This is a genomic window from Paraburkholderia sp. BCC1885, from assembly GCF_900996235.1.
Lineage (GTDB): Bacteria > Pseudomonadota > Gammaproteobacteria > Burkholderiales > Burkholderiaceae > Paraburkholderia.
This window is the reverse complement of record NZ_CAAJGM010000208.1, coordinates 431,208-446,314: the sequence shown is the minus strand read 5'-3', so window position 1 is coordinate 446,314 and position 15,107 is coordinate 431,208. Positions and strand designations below refer to the sequence as shown.

13 protein-coding genes are annotated in these 15,107 nt (G+C 63.6%); 10 read left to right on the top strand and 3 right to left on the bottom strand.

Translation table 11 applies throughout. The annotated features are described in order from the left end of the window. The first annotated feature begins 80 nt into the window (after positions 1 to 80). The 3 genes from FQ755_RS20555 (at position 81) to FQ755_RS20545 (ending at position 3,109) form a co-directional block, all read left to right on the top strand. Complete coding sequence (locus FQ755_RS20555; RefSeq protein WP_144156628.1) at positions 81 to 1,250, top strand: porin; 1,170 nt, start codon at positions 81 to 83, stop codon at positions 1,248 to 1,250. Positions 1,251 to 1,361: 111 nt separating this feature from the next. Next, positions 1,362 to 2,603: an alpha/beta hydrolase family protein gene (locus tag FQ755_RS20550; RefSeq protein WP_144156627.1), complete on the top strand. Its 1,242-nt coding sequence runs from the start codon at positions 1,362 to 1,364 to the stop codon at positions 2,601 to 2,603. Between the two features lie 125 nt (positions 2,604 to 2,728). After that, entirely contained in the window at positions 2,729 to 3,109 is a 381-nt protein-coding gene (locus FQ755_RS20545; protein WP_144156626.1) for a DUF5594 family protein, read from the top strand. Between the two features lie 47 nt (positions 3,110 to 3,156). Here the strand turns inward: FQ755_RS20545 and FQ755_RS20540 are convergent, their stop codons facing one another. Both FQ755_RS20540 and FQ755_RS20535 read right to left on the bottom strand, forming a co-directional pair. Then, entirely contained in the window at positions 3,157 to 4,737 is a 1,581-nt protein-coding gene (locus FQ755_RS20540) for a methyl-accepting chemotaxis protein (protein WP_144156625.1), read from the bottom strand. A gap of 459 nt (positions 4,738 to 5,196) precedes the next feature. Then, a complete protein-coding gene (locus FQ755_RS20535; protein ID WP_144156624.1) occupies positions 5,197 to 6,588 on the bottom strand; it encodes a PLP-dependent aminotransferase family protein in 1,392 nt (463 codons plus the stop codon). Positions 6,589 to 6,999: 411 nt separating this feature from the next. Here FQ755_RS20535 and FQ755_RS20530 point away from each other — a divergent pair, with 411 nt between their 5' ends. Genes FQ755_RS20530 through FQ755_RS20500 form a run of 7 tightly spaced genes read left to right on the top strand, consistent with a single transcriptional unit; the run spans position 7,000 to position 12,835 of the window. Next, complete coding sequence (locus FQ755_RS20530) at positions 7,000 to 7,482, top strand: MSMEG_0572/Sll0783 family nitrogen starvation response protein (RefSeq protein ID WP_144156623.1); 483 nt, start codon at positions 7,000 to 7,002, stop codon at positions 7,480 to 7,482. 18 nt (positions 7,483 to 7,500) lie between these two features. Then, a complete protein-coding gene (locus FQ755_RS20525; protein ID WP_144156622.1) occupies positions 7,501 to 8,571 on the top strand; it encodes a Nit6803 family nitrilase in 1,071 nt (356 codons plus the stop codon). After that, positions 8,564 to 9,634, top strand: a complete 1,071-nt coding sequence (locus FQ755_RS20520) for an MSMEG_0568 family radical SAM protein (RefSeq protein ID WP_144157079.1) — start codon at positions 8,564 to 8,566, stop codon at positions 9,632 to 9,634. The genes FQ755_RS20525 and FQ755_RS20520 overlap by 8 nt, the downstream gene beginning before the upstream one ends. A 2-nt stretch (positions 9,635 to 9,636) precedes the next feature. After that, positions 9,637 to 10,221: an MSMEG_0567/Sll0786 family nitrogen starvation N-acetyltransferase gene (locus tag FQ755_RS20515; protein ID WP_144156621.1), complete on the top strand. Its 585-nt coding sequence runs from the start codon at positions 9,637 to 9,639 to the stop codon at positions 10,219 to 10,221. Next, a complete protein-coding gene (locus FQ755_RS20510) occupies positions 10,218 to 11,192 on the top strand; it encodes a sll0787 family AIR synthase-like protein (RefSeq protein WP_144156620.1) in 975 nt (324 codons plus the stop codon). Before FQ755_RS20515 ends, FQ755_RS20510 begins: the two co-directional genes overlap by 4 nt. 33 nt (positions 11,193 to 11,225) lie before the next feature. Continuing rightward, positions 11,226 to 11,510, top strand: a complete 285-nt coding sequence (locus FQ755_RS20505) for an MSMEG_0570 family nitrogen starvation response protein (protein ID WP_144156619.1) — start codon at positions 11,226 to 11,228, stop codon at positions 11,508 to 11,510. Between the two features lie 23 nt (positions 11,511 to 11,533). Continuing rightward, entirely contained in the window at positions 11,534 to 12,835 is a 1,302-nt protein-coding gene (locus FQ755_RS20500; RefSeq protein WP_144156618.1) for an MSMEG_0569 family flavin-dependent oxidoreductase, read from the top strand. Between the two features lie 88 nt (positions 12,836 to 12,923). Here FQ755_RS20500 and FQ755_RS20495 read toward each other — a convergent pair whose 3' ends face one another. Continuing rightward, positions 12,924 to 15,068 carry a phosphocholine-specific phospholipase C gene (locus FQ755_RS20495; RefSeq protein ID WP_144156617.1) on the bottom strand — a complete coding sequence of 715 codons (2,145 nt, stop codon included), beginning with the start codon at positions 15,066 to 15,068 and terminating at the stop codon, positions 12,924 to 12,926. Between the last annotated feature and the right edge of the window lie 39 nt (positions 15,069 to 15,107).

The following is a 15,107-nucleotide window of genomic DNA, read 5'->3' as shown; positions in this document are numbered from 1 at the left end:
GGTTTGTTCTCGCCATTGGGTGCTTCTTTTATCGTTCTCCCCGGTCGTCAAAACAAAACTACGATTACGGAAAACAAACAATGAAAAAGCGCCTTTCCCTGCTGGCTATTCCGGCCGGCGTGCTTCTGTCCAGCGGCGCTTTTGCGCAAAGCAGCGTAACGCTGTACGGCATCATCGACACGGGCGTAGCTTACGTGCACAACGCCCAGAGCGGCAGCGGCCAGAACCAGTCCACGCTGATCAAGTTCGCGAGCGGCAACATCTCCGGCAGCCGCTGGGGCCTCAAGGGTACGGAAGACCTGGGCGGCGGCCTCGCGGCGGTGTTTCAACTGGAAAACGGCTTTAACGTCGGCACCGGCGCGCTCGGCCAGGGCAGCCGCGAATTCGGCCGCAAGGCGGTGGTCGGCCTGGCCGGCGACGCGTGGGGCACGGTGACGCTCGGGCGCCAGTACGATCCGATCGTCGACCTGGTACAGGGCCTGACTGAGGACAACTACTTCGGCGGCGTGTTCGGCACGCCTGGCGATCTCGACAACTACGACAACAGCTTGCGCGTCAACAACTCGGTCAAATACGTGAGCCCGATTTTCGCGGGCTTCCAGTTCGAAGCGCTGTATGGTCTCGGCGGTGTGGCCGGTTCGAGCGGCAGCGGATGCACCTGGAGCCTGGGCGCCGCTTACGCGAATGGGCCGTTCTCGCTCGGCGCCGGCTACTTCTTCGCCAACGGCGGCAACACGCTGACGAACGGCTTGCGCACGTGGACCAGCAGTTCGGACTCCTTGTTCAATACGGTGATCAATTCGGGCTTCGCCAGCGCCAATTCCATCCAGGTCGCCAAGGTGGGCGCGCAGTATGCGATCGGCGCGGCGACCATCGGTCTCGCCTACTCGAACACACAGTATGGCAGCGACGCGTTCTCCGCTTTCCACGAGACAGCGAAGTTCAACAACGGCTCGGTGTTCTTCAACTATCAGTTCACGCCGGCCGTGCGTGCGGGTGTCGGCTACAACTACACGTCCCTGACCGGACCGGCTTCGGCGCACTATAACCAGGTCAACCTTGGGGCCGACTATCTGTTGTCCAAGCGCACGGATCTGTATGCGCTGTTCGGCTATCAGAAGGCGAGCGGCACGACCTTGAACGCGAGCGGCGCGGCGGTTGGCGCGCAAGCGTCGATCGGCGACTTCGGCGTGAATTCGGGCAGCAATTCGCAGGACGTGGCGGTGCTCGGGATTCGTCACCGGTTCTGATCGACGTGATAGGACCGTTTGGACGTGCCATGCGGCTAAACTGGCGGCCAGACCGCGCGGACGATGTCCGGCATCGGCTCGTGACCCGCAACCCGCAGAGGCAATACAACGATGCAAGACCAGACTGCCCACGACATCCCTTTGCCGCGTCGCGCCAGGTTTTCCCGGGGGACCGCGCAACGTCTGCGCATCTCCATGCTGCTGTTGCTCCCGACGCTGCTTGCGCCGCTCCATGCACAAGCACAGACGCAACCGATGGCCGCAGCGCAAGCCGCGCCCGGCGTCACCTCAGCCGCCGACGCAACCCTGCTGCCCGGCCTCGTGCGAGAGCGGATCGGCTTGCAGATCAGCCTGCCGGACGGCGCCAGGCCGACACTCGAAGCATTGGTGATCCGGCCCGACCGTCCGGGCCGCTGGCCGCTCGTGCTGATGACGCCCGGTACGCCGCGCGGTCACGGCAACGGCGTGGCGGATCGTGCGCCGGAGTTGCTGCTCACCGCAGCGGTGGCCTTCGCGCAGCGGGGCTATGCCTCGGTGATCGTGCTGCGGCGCGGCTTCGGTCGCTCGGAGGGTCCGTATGCGGAAGGCCTCGGCTCGTGCCGCAACGAGGATTATCCTGGCGCCGGCAAAGCCTCCGCCGACGATCTGCTCGGCGCGCTGGAATCGTTGCGCGCACAACCCTGGGTGGACGCCCAGCACGTGATCCTGCTCGGCAAATCGACCGGCGGCTTTGCGACGCTCGCAGCGGCGGCGCGTAATCCACAAGGCGTGGTGGGCGTGCTGGACTTTGCCGGCGGCCGCGGTTCGAGCCGTCCCGACTACGTGTGCGAAGCGGATGAACTGATTGCCGCCGTCGCGCAATATGGCGTGAGCGCGAAGGTGCCGAGCCAATGGGTGTGGTCGGAGAACGACCACTACTTCAGCCCGGCTCTGGCGCATCAGATGTTGAGCGCTTACACCTCGCACGGCGCTCCGGCGCAACTCGCGGTGCTGCCGCCGTTTCGCGACGACGGCCACGAACTGCTCTACGATGCGCCCGAGCAGGCCTGGTGGCCGACGGTCGAGCCGTTCCTGAAGAGCCTGAATCTGCCGACGGCGGTGGTGATTAATTTGCCGCCGCCCGCGGCTTTGACCACGCCGGCCGGCCTGAATCAGGGCTGCCAGAATCTGTTCGATGCATACGGTGCCTCGCGCAATGAAGGCAAGGCCTTCGTGACGGCCGAAGGCGGCCACTGCACGCTTACTCTCATCGAACGTTCGCCGCAGGACGCGGCGCAGCATGCGTTGGAACGCTGCAATGAGAAGTGGTCGGGATGCAAGGTCTATGCTGAGGGGCAGCATCTGGCCGAATAGCGTGTGGTGGTCAAGAGGGCGCGGCCAACGCCCTCTCAGCTGCCGTGGATGATAAAAAACCGCTGCCGCCGCATCAAGCGAAAAGCTCGTGCTACGATGATTCGCAGATCGCGATGGAGACCCGCATGAATCCGGAGACCGTAGCCAGGTTCGACCACGAATTCGCCCCGCGTATTGCCGCGACCATTGCCGGCCTGTTCGATACCGGCGTCCATGCCGAAGTGCAACCCTCGCAAGGGCATGGCCATCCCACCCGCGTGCGCATATGGGCCGCGCCCATCGAAGCGCTGCGTCATTATCCGCATCCGCTCAATGTGTATCTCACCTGGGACAGCGACGAGATCGAAGACTTGATGGAGGAAGGCGGCGAAGCGCGCTTTTCACGTTATCTGCAGGCACTGCCGCGCAAGCTCGACGCCTGGCACAACGCGCGTGAGATCGATTTCCGTTCGCATACGCAGGCCGAAATCGACATGCTGCTCGGTGGCCTCGACTTCGAGTCGTAGCGGCGCTCAATCAGTCGTAGGCGGCTTTTCGCTGCCTCATGGTTTTTTCAGGCTGTCGCGCCCAGCCTGAAGAAGCTCACACTCTGCACCAGACCCGAGGCGCGGCTCTGCACGGCGTCGGCGGCCGCCGCAGCCTGTTCGACCAGCGCGGCATTGCTCTGCGTGACCTGGTCCATCTGGTTGACGGCGTCGTTCACTTCGGCAATGCCGGTGGCCTGATCGACGGTGGCCGTGGCAATCGCCTCGACGATACGGGTGACACTGCCGGCGCTTTCCACCACGCCATCCATCGTCTGGCTCGCGCGATGAATCAGTTGCGTGCCGGACTCGATCGTCGTGACCGAGGCGCGGATCAGTTCCTTGATTTCGCGTGCCGCGTCCGCCGAGCGCTGCGCGAGACTGCGCACTTCGCTTGCTACCACCGCGAAACCGCGCCCCTGGGTGCCGGCGCGCGCGGCTTCGACAGCGGCATTGAGCGCGAGGATGTTAGTCTGCGCGGAAATCGCCTCGACCACCGCGATGATATCCACGATGCGCTTCGACGCCGCGTTGATCTGCTCCATGGTGCGCACGGCATCGTTCATCACGGTGCCGCCGTCACGCGCGGCCTGCGCGGCGGTTTGCGCGAGCGCCGTCGCATTGCGGGCGTGGGTGGCGTTCAGTTGCACGGAGTCGGTGAAATGCTGCATCGACGCGGCGGTTTCTTCGAGCGACGCGGCTTGCTGTTCGGTGCGGGCCGACAGGTCGAGATTGCCGGCCGCGATCTGTTGCGTAGCCGAGGAAATCGTCGTGGCGCCTTCGCGAATTTCGCTGACGATATGGCGCAGGCGATGATTCATGTCGTTCAAGGCCACCAGCAACTGGCCGGTTTCGTCCGTGCTTGTCACTTCGACGTCGGCGCGCAGGTCGCCCGCCGCGACGGCTTGCGCCACGCCCACCGCCTGCCGCACCGGTCCGGTGATGCTGCGGCTGAGAATGCCGATCGCGGCGCCGCCGAGCACCAGCGCGGCCAGCACGACCACCGCCAGCAGCGTGCAGGCGAGGCGATACGCCTGCTCGGAGGTCTGCTGGATGCGCTCGTCCGAAGCCTGCGCCTGCTCCATGACGGAAGCGACGATCGCGTCGATTGCGGCGGTCGGCGGACGATCGATGCCTTTGACGAGGGCATCGACGACGTGCGGGCTGTTCGAATCCGCGACATCGAAATGCTTCAGTGCATCGAGGTAGCTCGTTTGCAGCGAAGCATGCGTGGCGAGCGCGTTGTCGACGCCGTCGAGGTTGACGCCCAGCGCGCTCAACTGGCTGCGCAGTTTCTGCAAGGCCGCGCTGGTCTTGTCGCTCTGCGCGAGAAAAGCCTGCTGGTGAGTGGCGAGCGCGGCGGCATCGCTGCTGCGCAACAGCAGGTCTTTCCATTCCTGGACCTGCTTCTTGAATTCGACCTGCGCGACCCGCGCGGTGTCGGCTGCACGGCTGTATTGTTCGAGCGTTTGCGCCGACTCCGTTTCCAGCGTGTGAGTCTTGGACAGCGCGTGCCATCCTTCCAGACCGACGATCATGGTGGCCGCCAGCAGCACGGCGCCAAGCAAAGCCAGCTTGACGGCAATTTTCAGATTTCGATAAAACGACACAGCTACTCCCGATACGTGATGCGGCCCGCCACCTGTCGCCGGCGCTTGTGACATCGGCGCGGCGGCGCGTGCCGCTTGAAGTCCCGCGCGACTTTAAGGCACGGTGCGGTGTGCCGCAAGCCCGCAAGGACCATGATGATTATTCGAAAAGCTGACGAGACGCGTCTTGTCCGGGTATACGGCGGCATGAGGACGGACTTGAGCGAAGCCTGCGTGCGGCTGGCTTCCCGCGTATTACGCAAAGAGGTTTGAGGGCCTGTGGCAAGGCATTTTACGGGCGGGAAGTTTTTTTTAGACGGGACGTTCGGGATGATTCAGCTCTAAGGAGGAAAACGCGTGAAGTGTTGCGTGCCTTGATAGTAATGCGACGAAGTGGTCGGCTCATGCTATTTGTCTGAAGATAGCGAGAGGTTACCTTTCGCCGCATCACGCGACCCATGAATCACATCACGGGTTGCCTCACATGATTGCCGAATGCAGATGATGAGGATGCTCCAGCGTCTCGGCGATGATGCGCAACGCCTCCTCGCATTCTTCACGATTCTTCGAGCCGCCGAGGCAAACGCGCAAGGCATTCGGCGGATTACCGTCGGTGGAAAACGCGGCGGCGGCCACGGCGGCAATGCCCTGATTGCGTAATTGCAGCGCCAGTTCGGAGGCGCTCCAGCCACCGACGCCCGGAATCGGCAGCCATAGATGAAAGCCATCTGGATGCGAGTCGTAAGCCGCTTCGCCGAGCACGCGCGCCGCAATCGCCTGACGCGCCTGCGCTTCGCTGCGAATGGCGTTGAGCATGTCCTGCGCGGTGCCTTCGTTTATCCATTGCGTGGCGAGCGACACCGTAAATGGACTTGCCATCACCGTGGTTGCGCGCAGCGCGCCCGCGAGGCGCTGCGTCTGGCGCGGAGTCGGCGCCTGCAGATAGGCGACCCGCAAACCTGCGCCGAGACTCTTGGACAACCCCGTGACGTAGTAGGTCAACTCCGGTGCAAGGCTCGCCAGCGCATCCGGCGCCTGCAGTGGCAGCATTGCATAGGCGTCGTCCTCGATGATCGGCACGCTGTAGCGCAGCGCGACGTCCGCGAGCGCTTCGCGACGTTTGTGCGTCAGCGTCAGCGTGCTCGGATTTTGCAGCGTCGGATTGCAGTAGAACGCGCTCGGCTTGTCGGTCTTGCAAAGCGCCTCGAATGCATGCGCAAGCGGGCCTTCGTCGTCGCGTGCGAGGGCCTGCAAACGCACACCCAGTTGTGCGGCAATCGCCTTGATGCCGGGATAGGCGAGCGTGTCGAGGCAGATCATCGCGCCCGGCCGCGCCAGTTGCGAAACCAGCGCGACCAGCGCGCTGTGAATGCCGGGGCACACCAGCACATTGTCCGCCGCGCAGTTCGGCAGGCGCCGTTTGAGCCATTCGGTGCCGGCCGCCTTATCCGCAGGCGTGCCGCCGAAATCCTGATAGCGCAGCAGTTGATACGGGTCGCTGCCCGCCATCAAACGCGCCGCCGATTCCCGCAGCCGCGCCGCGTAATCGGCCGGCTCGGGCGGGGTATTCATCGTCATTTCGATGCTGCTGCCGCCTGAGAGCGGCAGCGTGGCCGTCCGCCCGCGCACGAAAGTGCCGCTGCCGGCGCGCGAATCCAGCAGACCGCGTTTCTTTGCCTCCGCATAGGCTCGCGCCACCGTGGTGTAGTTGAGCGCCAGTTCGTCCGCCAGATCGCGCAGGCCGGGCAGGCGGTCGCGTGGCCGCAGGCGCCCGTTGGCCAGGTCCTCTTCGATCAGATCGGGAATCGCAAGGTACGCCGGCTTGCGAATTTCAGCGAGGCGTTTGATCCAGTGATGTGTCGGGCTACTCATCGTTTTCGCGCGGATAGATGACGGTTAAAGGAGCTTCGTTGATGCGTCAGACATGTATTGCGAGGCCGCCGAAAGTGATCGCATGCAATGATCGGATTGATCGTATGTGGTGAATGACTGCACCGCTGCCGGGCATGGACACCCATCGTTTCGCACCTGGCTGGTGCGATTGATGCGGGTCGGGCCGCTCCCACTGACGGGCTTGGCTGTATGCAACCTTCGGGCCAAAAAATATTTCGGGGCGCTTAACGAATGATCGCGGATTTGATTGGAAAGTGATCGCATCGGCCACGTCGATCAGTGGCACGGCCGTTGCATTAGAGGTAGCGGCGGGCAACGGTGCAAAACTCAAGCGGACTTGCCGCTGCCACGCGTTACTTCCTGTTCATGCAAACCATCTTGGAGAGTGCCATGCCAGCCGTCAACATACCGCTGCATAAGAAAGGCGATTACCTTGTCGACTACGAAGAGAAGGTCTTCGAGGATGTGAAGGCCGAACCCGGCGAAAAGGCGCTCGTCACGTTTCATACGGTGGCGTTCGAAGGCTCGATTGGTTTCGTCAATATGCTGCAGGCCACCCGTTTGCAACGCAAGGGATTCGAAACCTCAGTACTCCTGTACGGTCCAGGCGTCACGCTAGGTTTGCAGCGCGGCTTTCCGACCCTCGGCGACGAAGCGTTTCCCGGCCACCTGAATTTCAACAAGCAGTTGACGAAGTTCATGGAGGAAGGCGGCAAGGTCTATGCGTGCCGCTTCGCCCTGCAGGCGCTCTACGGACACGGCGAGGCCTCGCTCATCGAAGGCATTCGCCCGATCAGCCCGCTCGACGTGCTGGACATCCAGCTTCTGCATCGCAAAGACAACGCATTGGTCATCCATACCTGGACGGTCTGAGCACAGGCGGCCCTCACCATGTCTGAAAAACGCATTGTTCGTGCCGCCGCGGTCCAGATTTCACCGGACTTCGAGCGCAGCGACGGCACCCTCGACAAGGTCTGCGAAGCTATCGACCAGGCCGCCCGCGAGGGCGTGCAACTGATCGTGTTTCCCGAGACCTTCGTGCCGTATTACCCGTACTTTTCGTTCGTGCGCCCGCCGGTGGCCTCCGGCGCCGATCACATGCGGCTTTATGAAGAAGCGGTGGTGGTGCCGGGGCCCGTGACGCAGGCGGTCGCCGAACGCGCCCGTCTGCACCGCATGGTGGTCGTGCTCGGCGTCAACGAGCGCGATTACGGCAGCCTCTACAACACGCAACTGATTTTCGACGTGGACGGCCAGTTGCTGCTCAAGCGCCGCAAGATCACGCCGACCTTTCACGAACGGATGATCTGGGGGCAAGGCGACGCCGCCGGTTTGAAGGTCGTGCAGACGGGCGTGGCGCGAGTGGGCGCGCTCGCCTGCTGGGAACACTACAACCCGCTCGCCAGGTATGCGCTGATGACGCAGCATGAAGAGATTCACTGCAGCCAGTTTCCCGGCTCGCTGGTGGGGCCGATCTTCGCCGAGCAGATCGAAGTCACGATCCGTCATCACGCGCTGGAGTCGGGCTGCTTCGTCGTCAACGCAACCGGTTGGCTGACCGAGGCGCAGATTGCCTCGATCACCACCGACCCGAAGCTGCAGAAGGCGCTGCGCGGCGGCTGCAATACGGCCATCGTTTCGCCCGAAGGCCAGCATCTGGCGGCGCCGTTGCGCGAAGGCGAGGGCATGGTGATCGCGGATCTGGATATGGCGCTGATCACCAAGCGCAAACGCATGATGGATTCGGTCGGCCACTACGCGCGCCCGGAACTGCTGAGCCTCGCGATCAACGAACGGCCGGCAGCGACGGTGTCGCCGATGGCGTCGTTTGGCGCCTATAACGGCCCTGATAGCAACCCGATTAGCGGCTCGATTAGTAGCCCTGATTTCAACCCAACCGTGGGATGCCGCGATGAACTCCAACGAGACCTTGCCAGCCGCGAGCCGGCAATTGATGACTGAGTTGCAGTCGGTGGGCCTGCGGCTCGCCGATCCGGGTACGGGCGTCGCTAGCCGGCGCGGCGGCGCAGGGCCGTCGGACCACAAGGCGGTGACGGTGGACGGCGTGACCATCATGGTGCCGGTGCATACCAACACGGCGTGGCATTCGCCGTTCGTCGCGGCGCCGGCCGATGCGGGCGGCACCAGCGCGCTGCTGCGCGGCACGATCCCGATTGCGAAGATCAGCTTTCCAAAGGCGCCGCGTTTTTACGGCATGCAGACGCTCGACGGCGTGCCGTACTCGCATATCGCCACGCTGCACAGCGCGGATGTGCTGGCGACCACGGTGCTGCAAACCTGCATCCGCTACGAGAGCCGCCGCAAGACCTGCAAGTTCTGCGCGATCGGCCAGTCGCTGGCGGCGGGACGCACCATCGCCCGCAAGACGCCCGAGCAGCTTGCTGAAGTGGCGCGCGCCGCAGTGTTGCTCGACGGCGTCAAGCATATGGTGCTGACGACGGGTACGCCGCCCACCAGCGATCGCGGCGCGCAGATTTTGTGCGAAAGCGCGTTTGCGATTCGCGCTGCGGTCGATTTGCCGATCCAGGCGCAGTGCGAACCACCCGACGACGATCGCTGGTTCGCGCGTATGAAGGCGAGCGGCATCGATACGCTCGGCATGCATCTCGAAGTCGTCACGCCCGCCTTGCGCGAACGCATCATGCCCGGCAAGTCGAGCGTCCCGCTCACGCGTTACATGGAAGCGTTCAAGGCCGCGGTGGCGGTATTCGGACGCGGCCAGGTCAGCACCTACATTCTCGCGGGTCTCGGCGATAGCGCCGCAGCGATCCTGGACATTTCACGCGAACTGATCGAACTCGGCGTATATCCGTTCGTCGTGCCGTTCGTACCGATTAGCGGCACGCCGCTCGAAGATCATCCGGCGCCGACGCCGGAATTCATGAAGTCGGTTTTGCAGCCGCTTGGCGCGATGCTCTCGGCGGCGAATCTGCGCTCGAGCGATATCAAGGCCGGTTGCGGCAAGTGCGGCGCGTGCTCGTCGTTGTCTTCATACGAGGTGTGATCATGTTCGGTGAAGCGATCGCGGGAGTAGCGGAATCATTCGAAATGACACCGGCATTGCCGGCGTTTTATACACCGATCGAATACCGCATCAAATGGACCACGCTGCCGTGGGAAGCGGAGGAAGCCTATAAATTGCGGCGCGCGGTGTTCTGCATCGAGCAGGGCATTTTCATGGGCGATGATCGCGACGAGATCGACGACCGCGCGCAGCAACTGGTGGCGGTGAGCTGTATTGCCGGGATACCCGAGCAGGTGGTCGGCACCGTGCGTATCCACGAGGAAGCGCCGGGCGTGTGGCATGGCTCGCGGCTCGCGGTACACGCGGCGTTTCGCCGCCACGGCAAGATTGGCGCAACGCTGATTCGCCTCGCGGTGACGAGCGCGCATGCGCTGGGTTGCAAGACGTTTCTCGCGCATGTGCAGAGCCAGAACGTGCCGCTGTTTCGCGCGCTGCACTGGGATGCCCTTGAGCAGGAGATGATGCATGGCCGCTCGCATCATCTGATGCAGGCGCAGCTCGATCACTATCCGCCATGCGCGGCGCCGCGTAGCGGTTTCGTCACGCAGGCGCGGAGCGGCTCATGAGCGTCTCGGATCTGGTCGCGAGCTTGCGCGAAAGCCGCGGCTTTCGTCATAAGACGGATATTGCCGGGGTGGTGAGCTCGCTCGCGCAGCGTTTGCCTGGCGGTGCGAACGATCTCGGCCAGGCCGTTGCAGTCGGCGACGATTGCGCCGCCTTGCGCGATGGCGACGGCTACCTGCTGTTCGCCATCGAAGGCATGGTGAGCGATTTCGTGCAGGCGATGCCGTGGTTCGCCGGCTATAGCAGCGTGATGGTCAACGTCAGCGATATCTACGCGATGGGCGGCCGCCCGCTGGCTGTCGTGGATGCGCTATGGAGCAATGGTCTCGAAGCGGCGCAGGAAGTGTTGGCGGGGATGGCGGCGGCGTCGATGGTGTACGGCGTGCCGATTGTCGGTGGCCACACCAATGCGCGCAGCGATCATGGGCAACTGGCGGTGTCGATTGTGGGACGCGCCAGCGCGTTGTTGTCGAGTTTCGCCGCGCGCCCCGGCGACCGTTTGCTGATGGCGGTCGATTTGCGCGGCCGCTTCGAAGAGCCGTATCCGTTCTGGAACGCCTCGGTCGGCGCGCCTGCCGCGCGTCTGCGCGGCGATCTCGAACTGTTGCCGCAACTGGCGGAAAGCGGCCTGTGCGATGCCGCCAAGGACATCAGCATGGCCGGCACGCTCGGCACGGCGATGATGCTGCTGGAGTGCTCGCAGGCGGGCGCGCGAATCGATCTGGACGCGATTCCGAGGCCCGTTGACGTGCCGCTCGCACGCTGGGTGACGGCGTTTCCGAGCTTTGGGTATCTGCTGTCGGTGCGCGAGGCGCACGTCGAACAGGTGCAGGCGCTGTTCGCGGCACGCTCGCTGGCCTGCGCGGTAATCGGCACGGTGGACGACTCGCGCAAAGTGGTTGTGCATCGTGATGAGGAATCCGAACTGTTGTGGGACTTTGGCGGCGAGTCGTTTATCGTCCCCGCGCCTTAGGTGCGCAATTCGCGGAATACAGAGGAACTCTCCATGCCTGTCATGCACTTTCGGATTCAATGGCCCGATGGCGACGAAGCGAACTGCTATTCGCCGTCGCAGGTGGTGAGCGATTTCTTTACGCCGGGTCAGGCTTACCCGCTCGACGACTTTGTGCAACGTTCGCGCGAGGCGCTCAACATCGCCTCCGAACGCGTGCGGCAGAAATATGGCTTCGCATGCTCGGCGGCGCTGGATCAGCTTGCGCAGATCGAGCGTGAGGCCGAGCGCTTTCGTGAACAGGCGGGTGCCACCGTGAAAGTCATCGAACTGATCTGAGTTTTTTCTTGCAAGGACGCATCATGTCGAATACAGCGCACTCCGTGGACTCGGCGGCCGGCGAACATGGGCACTACAGCGTGCTCGTCGTCGGCGGCGGGCAGGCAGGTCTGTCGGTCAGTTATTACCTGAAGCAGGCCGGTGTGGATCACCTCGTGCTCGAAAAGCAGACGGTGACGCACACCTGGCGCCAGCAGCGTTGGGATGCTTTTTGTCTCGTCACGCCGAACTGGCAATGCGCGTTACCAGGTTATCCCTACGCGGGCGACGATCCGCACGGCTTCATGAAGAAGGACGAGATTCTCGCTTACCTCGACGGCTTCATTGCGATGGTGGATGCGCCGCTCCTCGAGCATACCCAGGTCACGCGCGTGAAGCGGCGCGACGACGGCGTCTATGCCGTGGCCACCAGCCAGGGCGACTTCACGGCGGATCACGTGGTCGTGGCCTCGGGCGGATATCACACGCCCATCGTGCCGCGCATGGCCGAGCGGTTGCCCGCGCAGATCGTGCAGATGCAGTCGTCGGAATATCGCAATCCGCAGGCGCTGCCCGAGGGCGCGGTGCTGGTGGTGGGGTCGGGACAATCCGGCGCGCAGATCGCGGAAGATCTGCATCTGGCTGGCCGCAAAGTAATCCTGGCGGTCGGCGAGGCGCCGCGCTGCGCGCGTTTTTATCGCGGGCGCGATGTGGTGGATTGGCTTGCGGATATGCAGTACTACGATATGCCGGTGGAGAAGCATCCGTTGCGCGAGGGCGTGCGTGACAATACCAACCACTATGTCACCGGACGTGACGGCGGCCGCGATATCGACCTGCGCCGCTTCGCCGCCGAAGGCATGGAGTTATACGGCCGGCTTGTGGACCTGCGCGATGGCGCGCTGCGGTTCGCGCCGAACCTTGCCGCCAATCTCGACGATGCGGACGATACGTATAACCGCATCAATGCCAGCATCGACGGCTTCATTGCGAAGAACGGCATCGATGCACCGCCTGGCGCCGTCTATGAGCCCGTCTGGCAACCGCCGCACGAGCGCACGACGCTGGCGCTCGCAGACAGCGGCATTGCGGCGATTATCTGGTGCATCGGCTTCACGCCCGACTTTAGCTGGATCGATGCACCGGTGTTCAATGGACGAGGCTATCCGGCACACCAGCGTGGCGTCACGCCGATAGACGGCCTGTATTTCATCGGTCTGCCGTGGCTGCACACCTGGGGCTCTGGGCGCTTCTCAGGCATTGCGCGCGACGCGGATTACGTCGTGCAGGCGATTCTGGCCAGACAGCGCGAGCGCGCGGCGGCCTGTGCATCCATGGCGGCATGAGCGGAGCAGCAGTGCACTGCTAAAAAGCAAACGGGCCGCACCAGACAGCGCGGCCCGTTCAGCCTGCATACACTCCGGGCGTGAGGGCTTAGCTGCCCAGCGCCGGATCGCTCATGCTGCTACGGCCCGTTTCGACGTGGCCGGCGAGACGGCGCACGAAGGTCGAATCCGTGTTGACGGTGATGGTCAGATCGTACCAGCCATACGCCGCGCGCAGATCCAGATAGATCTCCTCATTATTGCCGCCTGCCACTGTGCGCGTGAGCGTCATGCTCGGATCGTACGCATTGGTGATGGTGAACTGGCAGCGCGCCGTGCCGAGGTTCTCGAGACGCAACTGCAGGTTGCCGTTGGCGACGTCGTAACCTTCCGCCACTTCCGGACGGGCCACTTCCGAATGACTCCACCAGTTCGAGGCGACCGCCGGCTTGCCGGCGAAGCGGCGCAGATAGCCGTTCGCGCCGAACACGGTGTAGTCGTAGGTGCCGTTGGCGTTGACCGGCAGCTTATCCTGCAGACGCTTGCCGGCTTCGACCGTGTAGCTGCGCGGCGTGGCTGTGCTGCCCGTTGCATACACGAGGAACGCCGCACCGGCCTGGCCGCTATTGACGAAGCTCATCGACAACTGGCCTTGCGACGAAGCCTCGTCCTGCAGGCGCACGAAAAATTCGTAGGGCAAGGCACGCGCGGGACGCACGCCCGGTTCCTGCTTCGGCACGGCCTGCACCAGCGGCGGCAACGGCACATAGTCCGGGTGACGCAACTGGTCCGGCGGCACGTAGCCTGCGGTGCTCGGCAACGCCGGCTCGGCGTCGTTCGGATTGACGAAGTTGAATGCCGAGGTCAGGTCGCCGCAAATCGCCTGGCGCCACGGCGTGATGTTCGATTCGGCGAGATTGTGGCTACGGCCGAAGCGCTTTTCGATAAAGCGGATCACCGACGTATGGTCGAACAGTTGCGAACACACGTAACCGCCCTTCGACCACGGCGACACCACGATCATCGGCACACGCGGTCCAAGACCATACGGACCATTGACGTTTTCGCCAGCCGGATACTGGCCGTTGCCCAGGTAGATTTCGTTGGTAAGCGCGACCGTCGACAGGCCATTGGCGCTGGTGCTGGGCGCGAACGGCGGCGCCATGTGATCGAAGAAGCCGTCGTTTTCGTCGTAGTTGACGAGCAGGACCGTCTTGCTCCACACCTCGGGGTTCGACGTCAGGATCTGCAGCACCTGGTCGACGTACCACGCGCCGTAGTTGGCGGGCCAGTTCGGGTGCTCGGAATAGGCTTCCGGGGCGACGATCCACGAGACCTGCGGCAGCGTGTTGTTGGCGATGTCCTGCTTCAGTATGTCGAAGTAGGTGCCGCCGGCCGACACGTTGGTGCCGATGCGCGCCTTGTCGTACAGCGGATTGCCCGGTTGCGCGTTGCGATACTGGTTGAAGTAGAGCAGCGAGTTGTCGCCGTAGTTGCCGATGTACGGATTCGAAGTCCAGCCCCACGAGCCGGCGGCGTTCAGGCCGGTACCCATGTCCTGATAGATCTTCCACGAAATGCCGGCGTTTTGCAGCACTTCCGGATAGGTCGACCAGCCGTAGCCGAGTTCGGCGTTGTCGATCACCGGACCGCCGCCGCTGCCGTCGTTGCCCACCCAGCCGGTCCACATGTAGTAGCGGTTCGGATCGGTCGGGGCCATGATCGAGCAGTGGTAGGCGTCACAGATCGTGAAGGCGTCGGCGAGTGCGTAGTGAAACGGAATGTCCTCACGCGTCATGTACGCCATCGTCGTGGTGCCCTTGGCCGGCACCCACTGGTCGTAGAGACCGCCGTTCCATGCAGTGTGGGTCGTGTCCCAGTCGTGCGCCAGATCCTGCAGGAACTGCAGGCCGAGGTTCGGCGCGCTCGGACGGAACGGCAGCACGTAGGCTGCATCCGCAGCGACCCCTTCGGCGAGCGGCTGATACCACACCGGGTTACCGGTCGGCAGCGTGACCGCACGCGTGTCGCCGAAACCGCGCACGCCGCGCAGCGTGCCGAAGTAGTGGTCGAACGAACGGTTTTCCTGCATCAGGATGACGATGTGCTCGACGTCCTCGATGCTGCCCGTGGCGTTGTTGGCGGGCAGCGCAAGCGCATTGCGGATGCCGAGCGGCAGCATGCCTAACGCGGTTGCGGAACCGGCAGCCGAGGCGGCTGCGCGCAGAAAATCACGGCGATTTTTTGATGTCATGTTGGGCTTCGATCTTCGGAGAAGGAATATGCGCGACGG